This window comes from Cellulomonas sp. H30R-01 (assembly GCF_010119915.1).
Classification (GTDB): domain Bacteria; phylum Actinomycetota; class Actinomycetes; order Actinomycetales; family Cellulomonadaceae; genus Cellulomonas; species Cellulomonas algicola.
In genome coordinates, this window is record NZ_CP048210.1 from 4,319,515 (window position 1) to 4,338,251 (window position 18,737).

At 73.7% G+C, this 18,737-nt stretch carries 11 protein-coding genes; all 11 read left to right on the forward strand.

What is annotated here, in order from left to right; all coding sequences use genetic code 11:
- The first annotated feature begins 19 nt into the window (after window positions 1-19).
- The 11 genes from GXP71_RS19280 to GXP71_RS19330 all read left to right on the forward strand — a co-directional run bounded on the left by GXP71_RS19280 (window position 20) and on the right by GXP71_RS19330 (window position 18,711).
- On the forward strand, window positions 20-1,627 hold the full coding sequence (locus GXP71_RS19280; RefSeq protein WP_238402511.1) for a PH domain-containing protein: 1,608 nt from the start codon (window positions 20-22) through the stop codon (window positions 1,625-1,627).
- Window positions 1,624-2,709, forward strand: a complete 1,086-nt coding sequence (locus GXP71_RS19285) for a Rossmann-like and DUF2520 domain-containing protein (protein ID WP_162354000.1) — start codon at window positions 1,624-1,626, stop codon at window positions 2,707-2,709. The genes GXP71_RS19280 and GXP71_RS19285 overlap by 4 nt, the downstream gene beginning before the upstream one ends.
- The gene (gene panC, locus GXP71_RS19290; RefSeq protein ID WP_162354001.1) at window positions 2,706-3,668 is read left to right on the forward strand and encodes a pantoate--beta-alanine ligase; all 963 of its coding nucleotides are present in this window, start codon (window positions 2,706-2,708) and stop codon (window positions 3,666-3,668) included. The genes GXP71_RS19285 and panC overlap by 4 nt, the downstream gene beginning before the upstream one ends.
- A complete protein-coding gene (gene panD / locus GXP71_RS19295; RefSeq protein WP_162354002.1) occupies window positions 3,665-4,159 on the forward strand; it encodes an aspartate 1-decarboxylase in 495 nt (164 codons plus the stop codon). Before panC ends, panD begins: the two co-directional genes overlap by 4 nt.
- Window positions 4,156-5,928, forward strand: coding sequence for an L-aspartate oxidase (locus GXP71_RS19300; protein ID WP_238402513.1), 1,773 nt, complete (start codon window positions 4,156-4,158; stop codon window positions 5,926-5,928). Before panD ends, GXP71_RS19300 begins: the two co-directional genes overlap by 4 nt.
- A gap of 345 nt (window positions 5,929-6,273) precedes the next feature.
- The gene (locus GXP71_RS19305; protein WP_162354003.1) at window positions 6,274-10,317 is read left to right on the forward strand and encodes an endo-1,4-beta-xylanase; all 4,044 of its coding nucleotides are present in this window, start codon (window positions 6,274-6,276) and stop codon (window positions 10,315-10,317) included.
- Window positions 10,318-10,488: 171 nt separating this feature from the next.
- Window positions 10,489-11,376: a carboxylating nicotinate-nucleotide diphosphorylase gene (gene nadC / locus GXP71_RS19310; protein WP_162354004.1), complete on the forward strand. Its 888-nt coding sequence runs from the start codon at window positions 10,489-10,491 to the stop codon at window positions 11,374-11,376.
- A gap of 157 nt (window positions 11,377-11,533) precedes the next feature.
- Complete coding sequence (gene lysS / locus GXP71_RS19315) at window positions 11,534-13,072, forward strand: lysine--tRNA ligase (protein WP_162354005.1); 1,539 nt, start codon at window positions 11,534-11,536, stop codon at window positions 13,070-13,072.
- A gap of 3 nt (window positions 13,073-13,075) precedes the next feature.
- The gene (locus GXP71_RS19320; protein ID WP_162354006.1) at window positions 13,076-13,285 is read left to right on the forward strand and encodes a hypothetical protein; all 210 of its coding nucleotides are present in this window, start codon (window positions 13,076-13,078) and stop codon (window positions 13,283-13,285) included.
- Window positions 13,286-13,351: 66 nt separating this feature from the next.
- Window positions 13,352-13,696, forward strand: coding sequence for an Lsr2 family protein (locus GXP71_RS19325; RefSeq protein WP_124343194.1), 345 nt, complete (start codon window positions 13,352-13,354; stop codon window positions 13,694-13,696).
- Between the two features lie 230 nt (window positions 13,697-13,926).
- On the forward strand, window positions 13,927-18,711 hold the full coding sequence (locus GXP71_RS19330) for an endo-1,4-beta-xylanase (protein WP_162354007.1): 4,785 nt from the start codon (window positions 13,927-13,929) through the stop codon (window positions 18,709-18,711).
- Window positions 18,712-18,737 lie beyond the last annotated feature (26 nt).

The following is an 18,737-nucleotide window of genomic DNA, read 5'->3' on the forward strand; positions in this document are numbered from 1 at the left end:
GGCGGTCGACTGGCGGCGCATGCACCCCGTCACCCCGGCCCTCAAGGGCTGGAAGATCGTGGTCGCGGTGCTGGTCGTCGTGGGGTACCAGGCGGCGGACGACGTGCGACGACTGCTCGAGCTCGTCGACGGGTACCGCTGGCTCGTCGTCCTCGGCGGGCTCGCGGCGGTCGCTGTCGTGGGCTTCGCGTACTCGGCGCTCGCGTGGCGCATGACGCGGTTCGCGGTGACGGACGACGCCGTGCACCTCAACACGGGCATCCTGTTCCGCCAGCAGCGGCAGGCGCGGCTCGACCGGCTGCAGGCCGTGGACGTCGTGCAGCCGCTGCTCGCGCGGCTCGTGGGGCTCGCGGAGCTCAAGCTCGAGGTCGCGGGCGGGTCGGGGTCGGGGGTGAGCCTGGCGTTCCTGCGCGAGTCGGACGCGCTCGCGCTGCGTGCCGAGCTGCTCGCGCTCGCCGCCGGGCTGCAGCGTCCCGGCACGGCCCCCACGGCGGGCCGCGGAGCGCCCGACGCGCTCGACGGCCGGGTCGACGGCACAGCGGGTGACGGGGCGGACGGTACCGCGGCGGGCGCCGGCGCGCCCCGGCCGGTCGTCGCGTTCGAGGCCGCACCCGAGCACCAGGTGTACGAGGTGCCGATGAGCCGGCTGGTCCTCGCGACGCTGCGCTCCGGCGCGACGGTCGGCCTCGTCCTCGCGGTGGTCGTGGCCGTCTCCGCGGGCATCCTGAGCCGCACGTTCGCGACCGTGTTCCTCCTGCTGCCGATGCTCTTCGGCCTCGTCTCGTACGTCTGGTCCCGCATCAACCAGGGCGCGAGCTTCCGCGCGGCGACGTCGCCCGACGGCATCCGCCTGCGCCACGGCCTGACCGAGTCGCGGGCGCAGACCGTCCCGCCGGGCCGCGTGCAGGCGATCCGGATCAGCCAGGGGCTGTGGTGGCGGCGGCCCGACTGGTGGCGCGTCGAGATGAACGTCGCGGGGTACTCGCCGTCGGGCGAGCAGCAGCGGGACACCGTCCTGCACCCGGTCGCCACGCGCGAGGAGGTCCGCACCGCGCTGTGGCTCGTCCTGCACGACCTGGGCGTGGACGACCCGGTGGGCGTCGTCGACGCGGCCCTGACCGGCACCGACGAGGCGCACGGGTTCGCCGTCGCGCCGCGTCGCGCGCGCTGGGTGGACCCGCTGGGCTGGCGGCGGCACGGTGTGCTCGTCACGCAGCGCGCGCTGGTGATCCGGCGCGGGCGCTGGTGGCGGCAGGTCGACGTCGTGCCGCACGAGCGGACGCAGTCGCTGGGACTTCAGCAGGGGCCGCTGCAGCGACGTCTCGGGCTCGCGTCGTTCGTCGTGCACTCGACGCCGGGCCCGGTCAGCCCGGACATCGCGCACCTCGACGCGGGCGTCGTCGTCGCGCTGCTCGACGAGCAGTCCGAGCGCGCCCGCACCGCCCGCGCGAGCGAGGGACCGGAGCAGTGGATGCGGAAGGCCGCCGCGCCCGTCGTGGTGGCGGGCCAGGTGGGCGCCGCGGAGCCGGCACCGTCCGGCCCTGCCGTGGCGCCGGAGCTGTCGCCCGACCCCGTCGCGGGGCCGGGGGCGAGCTCTGTGCGGACCGAGCCCGGGGCGGGCGCGTGACGCGTCCGGGTCGCCTGGGCGTGGGCGTGGTCGGCACGGGCCGCGTCGGGGCGGTCCTGGGCAACGCGCTGCGCGGAGCGGGTCACCCGGTCGTCGCCGCGGCGGGCATCTCGGAGGGGTCGCGCGAGCGCGCGGAGACGCTGCTGCCGGGTGTGCCGCTGGTCGAGGTCCCGGAGGTCGTGCGCCGGGCGGAGCTCGTGCTGCTCACGGTGCCGGACGACGCGCTGACCGACCTGGTGACCGGGCTCGGTGACCTGGGTGCGTGGCAGCCGGGCCAGATCGTCGTGCACACCTCGGGGCGGTTCGGCACCGACGTGCTCGCCGCGGCGCGGGGGGTCGGCGCGATCCCGCTCGCGATCCACCCCGCCATGACGTTCACAGGCACGTCGCTCGACCTGTCGCGGCTCGCCGGATGCCCGTTCGCCGTCACCGGCCCGAACGCCGTCCTGCCCATCGGCCAGGCGCTCGTCGTGGAGATCGGCGGCGAGCCCGTCGTCGTCGACGAGTCCGCCCGTGGGCTCTACCACGCGGCGCTCGCCCACGGCGCGAACCACCTGGTCGTGCTGGTCGCGCAGGCGGCGCAGGCGCTCGCGGCGGCGGGCGTCGCCGACCCGGGCCGGATGCTCGGGCCGTTGCTCGAGGCCGCGCTCGACGGTGCGCTGCGCGCCGAGTCGCCGTCGGACCCGTCGGGGGACCGTGGGCCGGGCGCGATCAGCGCCCTCACCGGCCCGGTCCGGCGCGGTGACGACGGCACGGTGCGCGAGCACGTCGCGGTGCTCGGCGCGCTCGGCGCGAGCACCGGGGCGGTCGACGTCCTGGCGGGCTACCGTGCGCTCGCCCGGGCCGCGACGCAGCGGTCGCTCGCCGCGGGCCTCGTCCCCGACGCGGCCGCGACCCGCCTGCTCGACGCGCTCGCCGGGGGCGACGTCCCGGACGTGACGTCCGCCACCCCGGCGGCGGCACCGGGCATGACCGGGGATGCTGGATGGTTGGAGCAGGAGGGACGGCCCGCCGACGACCCGTCGGCCGGGTCCGACGACGGGCCGACCGGCCCCGACCGCCCGCAGGAGGACGAGCGATGACGATGACGAGGCCGGTGCTCGCGCGTACGCGTGACGAGCTCGCGTCGGCCCTCGCGGACCAGGACGCGCACGCACGCGGGACGAAGCCGTACCGCCGTGCCGTCGTCATGACGATGGGCGCGCTGCACGCGGGCCACCTGTCGCTCGTCGCGCACGCGCGCGAGCTCGCGGACGTCGTCGTCACGACGATCTTCGTCAACCCGCTCCAGTTCGGCCCGACCGAGGACCTGTCGCGCTACCCGCGGGACCTCGACGGCGACCTCGCGCTGCTCACGGGCCCCGGCCTGCTGGGTGCGGGCGACGTGGTGTTCGCGCCCGACGTCGCGGTCATGTACCCGGACGGGGACCCGACGGTGCGCGTGAGCGCGGGCCCGATCGGCGACGTGCTCGAGGGTGCGGCGCGGCCGGGTCACCTGGACGGCGTGCTGACCGTGGTGCTCAAGCTCCTGCACCTGACGCGTCCCGACGTCGCGCTGTTCGGCGAGAAGGACGCGCAGCAGCTGGCCGCGGTCCGGGCGATGGTCCGCAGCCTCGACGTGCCGACCGAGGTCGTGGGCGCGCCGCTGGTGCGGGACGTCGACGGCCTGGCCCTGTCGAGCCGCAACGCCTACCTGTCGCCCGACGAGCGGCAGCGCGCGCTCGGCCTGTCGCGTGCGCTGCGCGCGGGTGCCGAGTGGGCGCGCGCGGGTGCGGGTGCGCAGGACGTGCTCGACGCCGCCCGCACGGCCCTCGCGGCGGCGGGGGTCGCGGACGACGACGTCGACTACGTCGCGCTCGTCGACCCGGACGACTTCACCCCGGTCGCGGAGACCACCGCCGGCGTCGCGCTGCTGCTGCTCGCGGTGCGCGTGGGGACGACGCGGCTCATCGACAACACGGCGGTGACGCTCGGGGCGTCCCGCCGGCCCGACGGCGTGCTCGCGCCCGGGGCGGACGCGCAGGAAGGAGCCCGCGCATGACGACGCTGCAGCGGACCATGATGACCGGCAAGATCCACCGGGCGACAGTGACGCAGGCGGACCTGCACTACGTCGGCTCGATCACGGTGGACGCGGACCTGCTCGCGGCGGCGGACCTGCTGCCGGGGCAGCAGGTCGACGTGGTGGACGTGACCAACGGGTCACGCCTCACGACGTACGCGATCGCGGGCGAGGCGGGCTCGGGCCAGGTGTGCATCAACGGTGCCGCGGCGCACCTGGTGCACCCGGGTGACATCGTCATCCTCATCGCGTACGGCCTGATGTCGGACGCCGAGGCGCGGACGTACCAGCCGCACGTCGTGCTGGTCGACGCCGAGAACAAGATCGTCGAGCTCGGCGAGGACCCCGGGCGGGTCCCCGACGAGTGGACCGAGCACGCGGGCCTGGTGTCGAGCGGCGTGCCGTTCGCGGTGGGCCGCGACCTGGTCGAGCACCCGCACCCCTTCCCGCAGGTCGGCACCGACCGGTGACGACGGTCGCGGACCGGGCCGCGGACGGCCCGGCGACGCCGCCCGCGCCCGCGGCGGGCCGGCGTCCCGGCACGGGCACCCGCCTCGCGACGCGGCTCGCCGCACCCGCGGCGGGCTGGACGGTCGAGGCGGACGCGGTCGTCGTCGGCTCGGGCATCGCGGGCCTGACGGCCGCCCTGGAGCTGCGCACGCGCGTGCCGCGCGTCCTGCTCGTCACGAAGGACGCGCTCGTGTCCGGCTCGACGGTGTGGGCGCAGGGCGGCATCGCGGCCGCGCTCGACCCGTCGGACTCCCCGGAGGCGCACCTGCAGGACACGCTCGTCGCGGGCGTCGGCCTGTGCGACCCGCGCGCGGTCGAGGTGCTGGTCACCGAGGGCCCGGCGCGCGTGCGCGAGCTCGTGGCGCGCGGTGCGGTGTTCGACACGCAGCCCGACGGGCAGATCTCGCTGACCCGCGAGGGCGGGCACCACGCGGACCGCATCGCGCACGCGGGCGGCGACGCGACGGGTGCGGAGATCTCGCGCGCGCTGGTCGCGCAGATCGAGGCGGTGCGCGACGACCCGGGCATCGAGGTCATCGAGCACGCGCTCGTGCTGGACGTGCTCACCGGCCCGCCCGGACCCGACGGCACCCCCGGTGCCGCGTGCGGCGTGACGTTGCACGTCATCGGCGAGGGGCAGCGTGACGGCGTGGGCGCGGCGCTCGGACGGGCCGTGGTGCTCGCGACGGGCGGCATCGGGCAGGTGTTCCGCTCGTCGACGAACCCGGCGTCGGCGACGGGCGACGGCATCGCCGCGGCGCTGCGGGCCGGTGCCGTGCTGGGCGACGTCGAGTTCGTGCAGTTCCACCCGACGGTGCTGTGGCTCGGCGCGGGGGTGAAGGGGCAGCTCACGCTCGTGTCGGAGGCGGTGCGCGGCGAGGGCGCGCTGCTGCTGGACACCGACGGCGTGCGGTTCATGCCCGACGTGCACCCGATGGCCGAGCTCGCCCCACGCGACGTGGTCGCGCACGCGATCGTGCGACGCATGGCCGACACCGGCGCGGACCACGTGTGGCTCGACGCGCGCCACCTCGGCGCGGAGTTCCTGCGGCGCCGGTTCCCGACGATCCACGAGCGGCTGCAGGAGCACGGGATCGACCTGGCGAACGACCTGGTCCCGGTCGCACCGGCGCAGCACTACCACTCGGGCGGCGTCGTCACGGACCTCGTCGGGCGGACGTCGGTGCCGGGCCTCTACGCGGCGGGAGAGGTCGCGTGCACCGGCGTGCACGGAGCGAACCGGCTGGCGTCGAACTCGCTCCTCGAGGGTCTGGTGTTCTCGACGCGGGCCGCCCGGCACATCGCGGAGAAGGTCCAGGCGGGTGCGCTGCCGCGTCGGACGCCGCAGGAGCGGGCCGGTGACGCCGCGCTGGTCGCCGCGGCCGCACGGTCGCGCGTGCAGCGGATCGCGACGGACGGACCTGGCGTCCTCCGGTCGGGGGACGGGCTGACGCGGGCCGTGTCCGCGCTCGCGGCTGTGCCGACCGACGCGCACGAGCGCCGCGACGACGGCCGGGCGCTCGCGGCGCCGCAGGTCGCCGAGTGGGAGACGACGAACGTGCACCAGGTCGCGACCGTCCTGACGGCGGCGGCGCTGGAGCGGACGGAGAGCCGCGGCGGGCACGCCCGCACGGACTTCCCCGACCGTGACGAGGCCTGGCGGCTGCGCCTCGAGCTCGCCCTGGCTCCCGACGGCACCCTGACGACGACGCGCGTCCCGCTGGACTGACCGCCGCCGCCACGGGCCCGCTGACGGCCCGGCGGAACAGCACGCCGCGTGCGCCCGCGAGCTCGCGGGCGACCAGGCCTGCGATCCGAGCCCGCCCCGCCGCGCCGGGCGCCGAACGCGCCCTCACGTGCGTCCGACCGGCCCCACGCGCGCGTGAGGGCGCGTCCGTCGGCGTGCCGCGGGTGAAGACGGCGCACGTCGCGACGCCCCGACCTGCGACGCGATAGTTTCGATACTTGCACCGCGCGGTTTCTGGACGCGAGCCCTGGTCGGATCGTCGGGTGTGACCGTAAGGTCGGATCCCGAACCCCGGAGTACGGGACCCGTCCGCGCAAGGGAGCGTCGATGAGTCGGTCAGGTCTGTTCGAAACTATCGGAGTCGGGGTGCTGGCGTTGGGCCTGGTGGCCGCGCCGGCGCTCGGCTCCGCACCCACCTCCACCGCCCGAGCGGCGGACAGCGAGATCCTCCGCAGCGACTTCGAGGGCGGCACGTACGCCCCGTGGACGCCCAGCGGCAACCCCACCCTGACGCTCGTGCCCGACCCGGACGGCGCGGGCACGAGCCTCAAGATCGCGGGCCGCACGGCCGGCTGGCAGGGCATCGCGCTGGACCTCGTCCCGCTGCTCGAGCCGGGCGAGACGTACACCGTCAGCATGCGCGCCCGCCTTGCGGACGCCGCGCAGCCCGCCTCGGGCGTGCACTTCACGGTCGACGCCCCGGCGGCGTCGAACCCGTACACCTGGGTCAGTGGTCCGAGCACGCTCGGCGCCGACGCGTGGACCACGATCAGCGGCTCGTACACGTTCGAGGAGGGCCTCGATGCCGCGCGCATGTACCTCGACGGCGGCGACGCGGCGCCGTTCCCGGACGTCCTGCTCGACGACGTGGTGATCACGGGCCAGGAGCCGACCGACCCGGGCGGCGTCGTCCCCGGCGGCGCGGTGAGCCCCACCACCACGCCGGTCGCGACCGCGCGCGGCGCGGGTGACGTCTCGGCGCTGACGTTCGACGACGGACCCAACGGCGCGACCACGACGGCGCTGCTCGACTTCCTGGCCGAGCGCGACATCACGGCGACCTTCTGCGTCATCGGCCAGAACATCCAGGCGCCGGGTGGCGCGGACGTGCTGCGGCGGATCGTGGCGGACGGGCACACGCTGTGCAACCACACGACGTCGTACGCCGACATGGGCGCGTGGACCGCGGAGCAGGTCCGCGCGGACCTCGTCGAGAACCTCGGCATCATCCGCGACGCGCTGGGCGACCCGGACGCGAAGGTCCCGTACTTCCGCGCCCCGAACGGCAGCTGGGGTGTCACGCCCGGTGTGGCCGTCGCGCTCGGCATGCAGCCGCTCGCGGTGACGAACACGATCGACGACTGGGCGACGCAGGACGTCCCGACGCTCACGTCGAACCTGCGGGCCGCGATGAAGCCCGGCGAGGTCGTGCTCGCGCACGACGGCGGCGGCGACCGGTCCGGCACGCTCGCGGCGGTGCAGACCGTCGTGGACGAGCGGCTGGCCGCGGGCTGGCAGTTCACGCTGCCGACCGGGGGCCTCCAGGGCGACGGCGGCTCGGTGCCGACCGGCCTGAGCAACGACTTCGAGCAGGGCCTCGGCGTCTGGGGACCGCGCGGCGACAACACCGTCACCCTGACCGACGACGCGCACGGCGGGGCCCAGGCTGCCCTCGTCGCGGACCGCACGCAGGCGTGGAACGGCATCGGTGCCACGGTCACGGACGTCTTCCAGACGGGCCGGACGTACTCGATCGACCTGTGGCTCAAGCTCGCCGCCGGTGCGACCGAGCCGGCCGACCTGCGCGTGTCCGTCCAGCGCGACAACGCGGGCGAGTCGACCTACGACACGGTGACGACCGCGACCGGCGTCACGGCCGACGCGTGGACCCACGTGCAGGCGTCGTACACGATGGCGGCCGCCGACTCGGCGCTGCTGTACGTCGAGTCGGCGTCGTCGCTCGCGTCGTTCGTGGTCGACGACGTCGTCGTGAGCGGCTCGACCGCCCCGCCGGTGCAGACGGACATCCCGTCCCTGCAGGACGAGCTGCCGTGGCCGGTCGGCGTCGCGATCGACGAGCGCGAGACGGTCGGCACGGGTGAGCAGCTCGTGGTCAAGCACTACGACCAGATCACCGCCGAGAACGCGATGAAGCCCGAGAGCATCCAGCCGACCGAGGGCACGTTCACGTTCGAGGCGGCGGACGCCCTCGTCGACAGCGCGATCGAGCACGGTCAGCGGGTCTACGGGCACACGCTCGTGTGGCACTCGCAGACGCCGGACTGGTTCTTCAACCACACCGACGGCACGCCGCTGACGAACAGCGCCGCGGACCAGCAGATCCTGCGCGACCGCATGCGCACGCACATCGAGACGGTCGCCGACCACTACCGCGACAAGTACGGCGAGTACGGCACCGACGGCAACCCGATCGTCGCGTTCGACGTCGTCAACGAGGCGATCGCGGAGAGCGAGAGCGACGGCCTGCGCAAGAGCCGCTGGTTCGAGGTCCTCGGTGAGCAGTTCCTCGACCTCGCGTTCGGCTACGCCAGCGAGGCGTTCAACGGCGGCGACACCGACGGCCCGGTCGAGCTCTTCCTCAACGACTACAACACCGAGCTGCCCGCCAAGCGGCAGGCGATGCTCACGGTCGTGAACCGCCTGCTCGACCGGGACGTCCCGCTCGACGGTCTGGGCCACCAGTTCCACGTCAACCTGCTCCAGCCGGTGTCGCAGATGAAGGCGAGCATCGACGCCTTCGCCCAGACCGGCCTGCTGCAGGCGGTCACGGAGCTCGACGCGCCGATCGACGGCGCGGTCACGCAGGAGAAGCTCGTCGCGCAGGGCTACTACTACGCCGACGTGTTCGACATGCTCCGGGAGTACCCGGACCTGTTCTCGGTGACCCTGTGGGGCCCGTACGACAGCCGGTCGTGGCGTGAGGGTGCGCCGCTGCCGTTCGACGACGACCTGCAGGCCAAGCCGGCCTACTGGGGCATCGTCGACCGGTCGGAGCTGCCCACGCTCACGCGTCAGGCCGACGCGCACCAGGGCACGCCCACGGGTGTCGACGACCCGACGTGGGCGCTCCTGCCCGAGACGTCGATCGGTGACGGTACGGGCTTCCAGCTGCGCTGGTCGGCCGACGGCCTCACCGCGTACGTCGAGGTCGCGGACGCGAGCGACGACGGCACCGAGGACGTCGTGGACGTCTTCGCCGGCGAGTCGCACGTCACGGTGAACCGCACGCAGGCCCAGGCCACGGCCACGGGCTACCGCCTCGCGGTCGCCGTCCCCGTCGCGGGTCTCACGGAGGGCGGCACGGTGCCGTTCGACGTGCGCGTGACCGACGGCGTCACGGGCGACCAGCGGTCGTGGAACGACCTGTCGCACGGCCAGGAGGACGGCGAGCGCCTCGGTGTCGTCACCCTCATCGAGCCGATCGGCTTCGTCTCCGCGCCGCAGGCCACCACCGCCCCGACGATCGACGGCACCGTCGACGACGTCTGGGCGACCGCTCCGGTCGTCACGACGGACACGCAGGTCGAGGGCACCCCGGGTGCCACGGCCGAGGTGCGGGTGCTGTGGCACGACGACGCGGTCGACGTGCTGGTGAAGGTCGCCGACCCGGTGGTCGACGAGTCCGCCACCAATGCGTGGGAGCAGGACTCGGTCGAGATCTTCGTCGACCCGGTCAACGCCAAGAACGGCGCGTACACCCCGCAGGACGGGCAGTACCGGATCAGCGCGAGCAACGCGCAGTCGGTCAGCGGCGACCTGTCGGTCATCGGCGAGCGGCTGACCAGCGCCACGGCGCTGATCGACGGCGGGTACGTCGTCGAGGCGTCGATCGCGCTGGGCCGCGACGCGGTCGCCGGCGACCTGGTCGGCCTGGACTTCCAGGTGAACGACGCCACCGACGGTGTGCGCGGCTCCGTCCGCACGTGGACCGACCCGACGGGCCGCTCGTACCAGAGCACCGCCCGCTGGGGCGTCCTCGAGCTCGCGGCACCGGTCGTCGAGCCGGGGCCGGTCCTGACCCTCGGGTCGGACAAGGTCGCGCCGGGCAAGAAGCTCGCCGTCGCGCTCGCCGACTTCCCGGCCAAGACCAAGGTGACCCTCGTGCTCGACCGCGTGGGCGACCGGCCGGCGACCCCGTCGTACGGCGGGCTGTTCGGCAAGCTCGTCGAGGGCGTGCACGACTGGTACTGGAAGGACGCCGAGCTCGGCACGGTGAAGACCGACGCCTCGGGTGCCGCGAGCACCAAGGTCAAGGTGCCCGTCTGGGTGCTGCCCGGCCAGTTCGAGGTCAAGGCCTACGTCGGCAAGGAGGCCGTGGCGAGCGCCCCGGTGCGCGTGACGTACTCCTGACCGACACCGCCCCGCCGCCCTGCCCGGCGGGGCGGTGCCCACCACGACGGCCCCGGACCCCTCCGTCCGGGGCCGTCGTCGTCGGAACCCGGCGCTCGTGCGGAAGGTCCGTCGCACCCGGTGGGACGGACCTTCCGCACGACGGGGCCGAGGGGTCCGTAGGGTGGCGGCGTGCAGCAGCAGCTCGACCCCGCGTGGGTCGCCCGGGTGGTCCAGGTCGCGCTCGACGAGGACCTCGGCCCCGCACCGGGCCGGGACGTCACGTCGCAGGCGACGATCCCTCCGGACACCGTCGGCACCGCGCACCTCGTGGCGCGCGCGGACGGCGTCGTCGCCGGGCTCGTCGTGGTCCAGGAGGTCGTCGACCAGGTCGCGCAGCGGCTCGGCACGGACACCGTGACCGCGACGCTCACGGTGGAGGACGGCGCCCGCGTGTGGCGTGACGAGGTGCTCGCGGTGCTCGTCGGGCCCGTGCAGACGCTGCTCGTCGCGGAGCGGACGATGCTCAACCTCGCGTCGCGTGCGTCGGGCGTCGCGACGCACACGCGCCGCTGGGCGGACGCGCTCGACGGCACGGGCGCGCAGGTGCTCGACACGCGCAAGACGACCCCGGGCCTGCGGGCGCTCGAGAAGTACGCGGTCCGCTGCGGCGGCGGGACGAACAAGCGCATGGGGCTGTACGACGTCGCGATGGTCAAGGACAACCACGTCGTCGCCGCGGGTTCGGTCGCGGCCGCGGTCCGCGCGGTGCAGGAGCGGTTCCCCGACGTCGACATCCAGGTCGAGGCCGACACGCTCGACCAGGCGCTCGAGGCCGTCGTCGCCGGTGCACGGTTCCTGCTGCTCGACAACATGCCCACGCCGCTCCTGGCCGAGGTGGTCGCCGCGATCCGGGCCGGCGAGCCGACGACCGGCCGCGTCGAGCTCGAGGCGACCGGCAACCTGACCCTCGACCGCGCGGCCGAGGTCGCCGGCACGGGCGTCGACTACCTGTCGGTCGGCGGGCTCACGCACTCGTCTCCGATCCTCGACCTCGCGCTGGACCTGCAGGCGTCCTGACGACGGACGGCCGGCGGCGCGGCGCGGCGCGGACGTGCACCGCGCGCCTCTCGCGCCGCGCGCGCCTCGCCGCGTCCGGCACGTCGTGGCCGTGGGGCGTCGTGCATCTCACGGCCGTCGCGCCGGGCGGGTCGGGCCGCGCCGGTAGAATCGCCCGGTGACCGCTGCGCCCGAGAACCCGGCCGAGAACGCCGCCGCCGACGCCACCGTCGACGACACCCCCGAGCAGATCCAGGTCCGCCGCGCGAAGCGTGAGCGCCTGCTCGCCGAGGGGACCGAGGCCTACCCGGTCGTGGTGCCGCGCACGCACACGATCGCCGAGGTCCGCGCCGCGTACCCGGACCTGGAGCCGGGCACCGAGACGCAGGACGAGGTCGGGATCGCCGGCCGCGTCGTGTTCCTGCGCAACACCGGCAAGCTGTGCTTCGCGACGCTCCAGGACGGCGAGGGCAACCGCCTCCAGGCGATGCTGTCGCTCGCCGAGGTGGGCGACGAGCGGCTGTCCGCGTTCAAGTCGGACGTCGACCTGGGCGACCACGTGTTCGTGCACGGCCGTGTCATCTCGTCGCGCCGCGGCGAGCTGTCCGTGTTCGCCGACGCGTGGTCGATCGCGGCGAAGGCGCTGCGCCCGCTGCCCAACCTGTACGAGGGCACCGAGCTCTCGGAGGAGGCGCGCGTCCGCCAGCGGTACGTCGACCTCATCGTCAACCAGCGCTCGCGGGACATGGTCCGCACGCGCGCCGCGGTGCTCCGCTCGGTCCGCGACAACCTGCACCGCCGCGGGTTCATCGAGGTCGAGACGCCGATGCTGCAGGTCCGCCCGGAGGGTGCGGCCGCGCGGCAGTTCGAGACGCACATGAACGCCTTCGACATCCCGCTGTTCCTGCGCATCGCGCCGGAGCTGTTCCTCAAGCGCGCCGCGGTCGGCGGCGTCGAGCGGGTGTTCGAGATCAACCGGAACTTCCGCAACGAGGGCGTCGACGCCACGCACTCTCCCGAGTTCGCGATGCTCGAGGCGTACGAGGCCTACGGCACGTACGACACGATCGCGGACCTCACGCAGGACCTGGTCCAGACGGCGGCGCGTGACGCGTTCGGCACGACGACGGTCACGCTGGCCGACGGCACCGAGTACGACGTGGGCGGCGAGTGGGCGCGGCTGCCGATGTACGACTCGCTGTCCGGGGCGCTGGGCGTCGAGATCACGCACGACACGACCGACGACGTCCTGCTCGAGCTGCTCGAGAAGGCCGAGATCGAGCTCGCTCCCGGGCAGCGCAACCACGGGAAGATGGTCGAGGAGCTCTGGGAGCACCACGTCGGTCACGCATTGACGGCACCCACGTTCGTGCGCGATTTCCCGGTCGAGACGTCGCCCTTGGTGCGCGACCACCGCAGCAAGCACGGGCTCGTCGAGAAGTGGGACCTCTACGTGCGCGGCATGGAGCTCGCGACCGGCTACTCGGAACTCGTTGACCCGGTCATCCAGAGGCAGCGGTTCGAGGCGCAGGCCGCGCTCGCCGCGCGGGGTGACGACGAGGCCATGCGAATCGATGAGGACTTTCTCACCGCGATGGAGTTCGCGATGCCGCCGTCGGGAGGGATGGGCATGGGGATCGACCGCCTGCTCATCGCGCTCACGGGCCTCGGCATCCGCGAGACGATCCTGTTCCCGCTCGTGAAGCCGCAGGGCTGACGCGTGGACGGGCTCACCACGGCGCTGGCCGCGATCCTCCCCTCGATCGGCGTCGGGCTGATCTTCTGGTTCGCGATCCGTGCGCTCGTGAATGCGGACCGCACCGAACGGCAGGCATTGGCCAGAATGGACGCCGAGGAACGCCTCGCCGCACAGCGGGAAGCCGCCAGCACAAATGAGGAATCGAAGCGCGACCGTTTGACGTCCGAATAGTACGGGTGTCATGCTTCGGCGGGTAAGCGAGAAAATCCCCTCCACGCACTTACCCCGGAGCAAACAATGGCTCAGAAGGTCCAGGTCCTGCTGGTCGACGACATCGACGGCGGAACGGCGGACGAGACGGTGACGTTCGCGCTCGACGGCGTCACCTACGAGATCGACCTCACGGCGGCGCACGCCTCGGAGCTGCGTGACGGTTTCGCGCAGTGGGTCGGGCACGCCCGCAAGGTCGGTGGCCGTTCGTCGTCGGCGCGCCCCGCCGGCCGCGGCGGCAGCAGCAACGCACGTCGCTCCTCGGGCGACGCCCAGGCGATCCGCGAGTGGGCGAAGGCCAACGGGCACCACGTCTCCGAGCGGGGTCGTATCTCCGCCGAGGTGAAGTCCGCCTACGACGCCGCGCACTGACGCGACGACTCCCGAAGCCCCCGGTGCCGCCGAGCACCGGGGGCTTCGTCGTGCCTGGGCCGGGACCTGCTGGACGCCCATCGCGGGCCGCGCAGCCGGTCACGGACCCGTCACAGTTTCGATAGTTGCGCGCGGAAGCCCGATAATTCGCTCCTCCGGCTGATACCGGATCGGCAGGCTGCTGCCTAGGTTGGCCAGGTCACCTGTCAACATTGCGCAAAGGAGCGTCGATGAGACGGCCGAGAGGCTTCGAAACTATCGGGATCGGTGTGGTGGCGCTCGGCGTCATCACCGCCCCGATCGCGGGCATCCTGCCCACCGCGACCACCGCCGCCGCGGCGTCGCCGACCGTCGTCTCGTCGACCACCTTCGAGGACGGCACCACCGGGATCTGGCAGCAGAGCGGCAACCCCACCCTGAGCGTCGTCGACGTCGACGGCGGCAAGGTCCTCCAGGTCGCGCACCGCGCGGCGGACTACGAGGGCGTCCAGACGGCACCCGGCGCGCTGGCCGACCTCGTGCCTGGCACCGAGTACACGATCTCGATGCGCGCGCGCCTCGCCGGCGGGACCACCGGCGGCCCTGCCGGCGTGCGGTTCGTCATGAAGCCCGCGTACACGTGGATCGGGAACACGACCATGACGGCGGACGCGTGGACCACCGTGAGCGGGACGTACACCGTGCCCGCGACGGGGACCGCGCCGTCGGACCTCCAGCTCTACCTCGGCACCGGGGACCTGACCGCGCCCTACACCTACCTCGTCGACGACCTCGTCATCACCGGGCCGCCCGCCGTCGGTCCGAGCGCGGTGCTGACCAGCACCTTCGAGTCGGCCGGCCACGGCTGGACCGCGCGCGGATCCGGCAGCACGACCGTCGCGACCACGACCATGCAGGCGCACGGCGGCTCGTCGAGCCTGCTCGTCACCGGGCGCGCCGCCGGCTGGAACGGCGCGCAGCACGACGTCTCGTCGCTGCTGACGACGGGCACCTACGACGTCGAGGCGTGGGTGCGGCTCGCCGACGGGGAGGCCGGCCCGGCCCAGCTCAACCTCGGCATGCAGACGCCCGGCGCGGCCAACGAGTACCCGTGGGTCGGCGGCCGCGTCGCCGTGACGTCGGGGGAGTGGACGAAGCTGTCCGGGACGTACACGGTCGACCCGGCGACGCCGCCGACCAACCTCTACGTCGAGTCCGACAGCGCGACCGCCTCGTTCCTCGTCGACGACGTCGTCGTCACCGGCCAGGCGTCCACGGGCCCCGGCGAGGTGCCGGACGTCCCGCCGGGCGGCGCGCTCAACCCGACGACGACGCCCGTCGCGACCGCCGCGGCCGGGTCCGCTCCCGGCGTGAAGCGGGCCGCGCTCACCTTCGACGACGGCCCGAACGGTGCCGCGACGACCGAGCTGCTCGACTTCCTCGCCGCGAAGGACATCCCCGCGACGTTCTGCGTCATCGGCCAGAACGTCACGACCGGTGACGGCGCGGCCGTGCTCCGGCGGATCGTCGCCGACGGCCACACCCTGTGCAACCACTCCACCGACTACAGCGCGATGGACGGGCTGACGCAGGAGCAGGCCGCGCAGAAGATGGCCCAGAACCTCACGACCATCCGCACGGCGCTCGGCGACCCGAACGCGCAGGTGCCGTTCTTCCGCGCACCGAACGGTGCGTGGGGGCAGACGCCCGCCGCGGCGGTGTCGCTCGGCATGCAGCCGCTCGCGGTCACGAACCTCATCGACGACTGGGACGCGACCACGCAGTCCGACGTCGAGGCGCTCAAGGCCAACCTGCGCGCCGCGATGAAGGACGGCGAGATCGTGCTCGTGCACGACGGCGGCGGCAACCGCGCCAACTCGGTCGCGGCGCTCAAGGCCGTCGTGCAGGAGCGGCTCGACGCCGGCTGGGAGTTCACGCTCCCGTCCGTGACGCTCGCGCCGTCGCAGCCCGTCGGGTCGACGGTGATCGACGCCGACTTCGAGGACGGCATGGACGGCTGGTTCGTCCGCGAGACCGGCAGCGGTTCGCCGACGGCGACCGTCACCACGACGGCGGCGCACGGCGGCGCGCAGTCCGCGCTCGTCGCGAACCGCTCGTCGCAGGGCCACGGCCTCGCGTTCGACGTGGACGGCGTCCTCGTGCCCGGCACGCTCTACGAGCTGTCCGCGTGGGTGCGCTTCGCGGCGGGTCAGCCCGCCGACGACGTGTGGCTCACGGTCCGGCACGACGACGGCGGCACGCAGAAGTTCACGACGCTCGCGCAGGTGTCCGGCCAGTCGAACAGCCAGTGGGTCGAGGTGAAGGCGTCGATCCGGGTGCCCGAGGGCTCCGACCTGCTCTACCTGGAGACCGACTACAACAACGGCAACACGTCCGACTTCCTGGTCGACGACATCACCGTGAAGGTCGCGTCGCCGCTGTCGATCGAGGAGGGGCTGACGCCGATCAAGGACACGCTGGACTTCCCGTTCGGCGCCGCGATCCAGGCGCGTGACACGGCCGACCCGTACGGTCGCCTGCTCACGAAGCACTTCGACCAGATCACGCCCGAGAACTTCATGAAGCCCGAGGCGTGGTACGACGCGAACGACCCGACGCACACGTTCGTCACGACCAACTCCGAGGCCGACGCGCTCATGACGTACGCGGCGGAGCACGACCTCAAGGTCTACGGGCACGTGCTCGTGTGGCACAGCCAGACGCCCGACTGGTTCTTCCAGGACGGCTCGGGCCGCTGGCTCACCGACAGCCCCGCCGACCAGGCGGTGCTCAAGGCCCGGCTGCGCACGCACATCGACAACGTCGCGAAGTACCTCAGCGACAAGTACGGGAAGTTCGGCAGCGCCACCAACCCGCTGTACGCGTTCGACGTGGTCAACGAGGTCGTCTCCGACGGCAGCGGCACGCCCGGCGGCATGCGCACGAGCCGGTGGTTCCAGGTGCTCGGCGAGGAGTTCGTCGACCTGTCCTTCGCGTACGCGAACGACGCCTTCAACGGCACGTACGCGGCTCCCGGGCAGGCGCACCCGGTCACGCTGTTCATCAACGACTACAACACCGAGCAGGCCGGCAAGCAGCAGCGTTACCACGACCTGATCGCGCGCATGATCGACCGCGGCGTCGAGTTCGACGGCATCGGCCACCAGTTCCACGTGAGCCTCGCGACCCCCGTGAGCACGCTCGCGGGAGCGCTGGACCGCATGGCCGACCTCGGCAAGGTCCAGGCGATCACCGAGTTCGACGTCACGACGGGCACCCCCGTGACCGAGGCCAAGCTGGTCGACCAGGGCTACTACTACCAGGACGCCTTCGACGCGTTCCGCGCGTTCCACGCGGAGACCGACCAGGTCTTCTCGGCGACCGTGTGGGGCCTCGTCGACGGCCGCTCGTGGCGCAACGACTCCGGCGCGCCGCTCGTCTTCGACGACCAGGTCAAGGCCAAGCCGGCGTACCACGGCATCGTCGACGCCTCGACGCTGCCCGCCCCCATGCGGGCCGCGAACGTCTTCCAGGGCACGGTGCCGCTGGACGACGACGCGACCTCCGCGCCGGACTGGGACCGGCTCCCGCTGCTCCCGATGGACGAGTCGGCGGCGTTCCAGCTCCGCTGGGAGGCCGACCACCTGACGGCGTTCGTCGTCGTGCAGGACGCGACCCCGGCCGTGTCGGACGGCCTCACGCTCACGCTCGACGGTGAGACGTACGCGTTCGGGCGCGACGGCGAGGGCGACGTCGACGGGGTCGCGACGGAGCTGGGCGACGGCTGGGCCGCGGTGGTCCACCTGTCGCTCGACGCCGCTGCGGCCGGCGACCAGCTCGCGTTCGACGTGACCGCGACGGACGGCGGCACCACGGTCGGCTGGAACAAGCTCGGCGCGACCGGCACGCTCACGCTCGTCGAGCCGCTGTCGTACCTCGAGGTCGCCCCGGCGTCGGCCGTGCCGACGATCGACGGCGACGAGGACGCGGTGTGGGCGGACGCGGGCTCGGTCACGACGACGAAGGTCGTCGGCGCCGGCTCCGACCCGGCAGGTGCCGTCGCGGACGTCAGGACGCTGTGGAAGGACGACACGCTCTACGTCCTCGCCACCGTCACGGACGCGGTCGTCAACACCGCGGGCTCGGACCCGTGGACGCAGGACTCGATCGAGATCTTCGTCGACCCGGGCAACGCGAAGAACGGCTCCTACCGCTACGACGACACCCAGCTCCGCATCAGCGCCGACAACGTGGTGTCGGTCGGCACCGGTGACGAGGCCTACCAGAAGGCCAACCTCACCAGCGCGACGCGTCGCACGGCCTCGGGCTACGTCGTCGAGGCCGCCATCGGCCTGCACGACCAGGGCGGCGCCGGCACGTTCCACGGGCTCGACGTCCAGGTCAACGACGCCACCGCCGACGGTGCGCGGACGTCGATCCACACCTGGGCCGAGCCCACCGGCACCGGCTACCAGACGACCGAGCGCTGGGGCGTCGGCCGGCTGGTCGAGGCCGCGGGCGAGGAGCCGGAGCCGTCGGCGCCGACCGTCGTCCTCGGGGCCGGCAAGGTGGCGCGCGGCGGCACCGTGCCCGTGGCGCTGTCCGGGTTCACGCCCGGGACGGTCGTCGACGTGGTGCTCGGGGCGGAGTCGCTCGTCGGCCAGGTCCAGGGCGACGCACGGCTCCTGAAGGCCCGTGCCGTCGGCAGCACCGGCCCGCTCGGGCTCGCCGTCGGGTCGTTCACCGTCGACGCGTCCGGCGGGGCCTCCGGGTCCGTGAGGATCCCGGCCACCACGGCCGTCGGCCGCTACGGCATCGCCGCCGCGGTCGACGACCAGGTCCTCGCGGCCACGGTCGTCGAGGTCGTCGCCGCGGCTCCCGGCGGCGGCGCCTCGGCCGGCACCGGCGGGTCCGGTGGCGGCAGCCTCGCCACCACGGGCGCGCAGGTCGCGGGCCTGGTGCTCCTGGCCCTCGCGCTGCTGGGCGCGGGGACGGCGATGGTGCGCTCGCGCCGCCGCGGGACGCACGTGGCCTGACGCGCCGCAGGACGACGAGGGCCCGG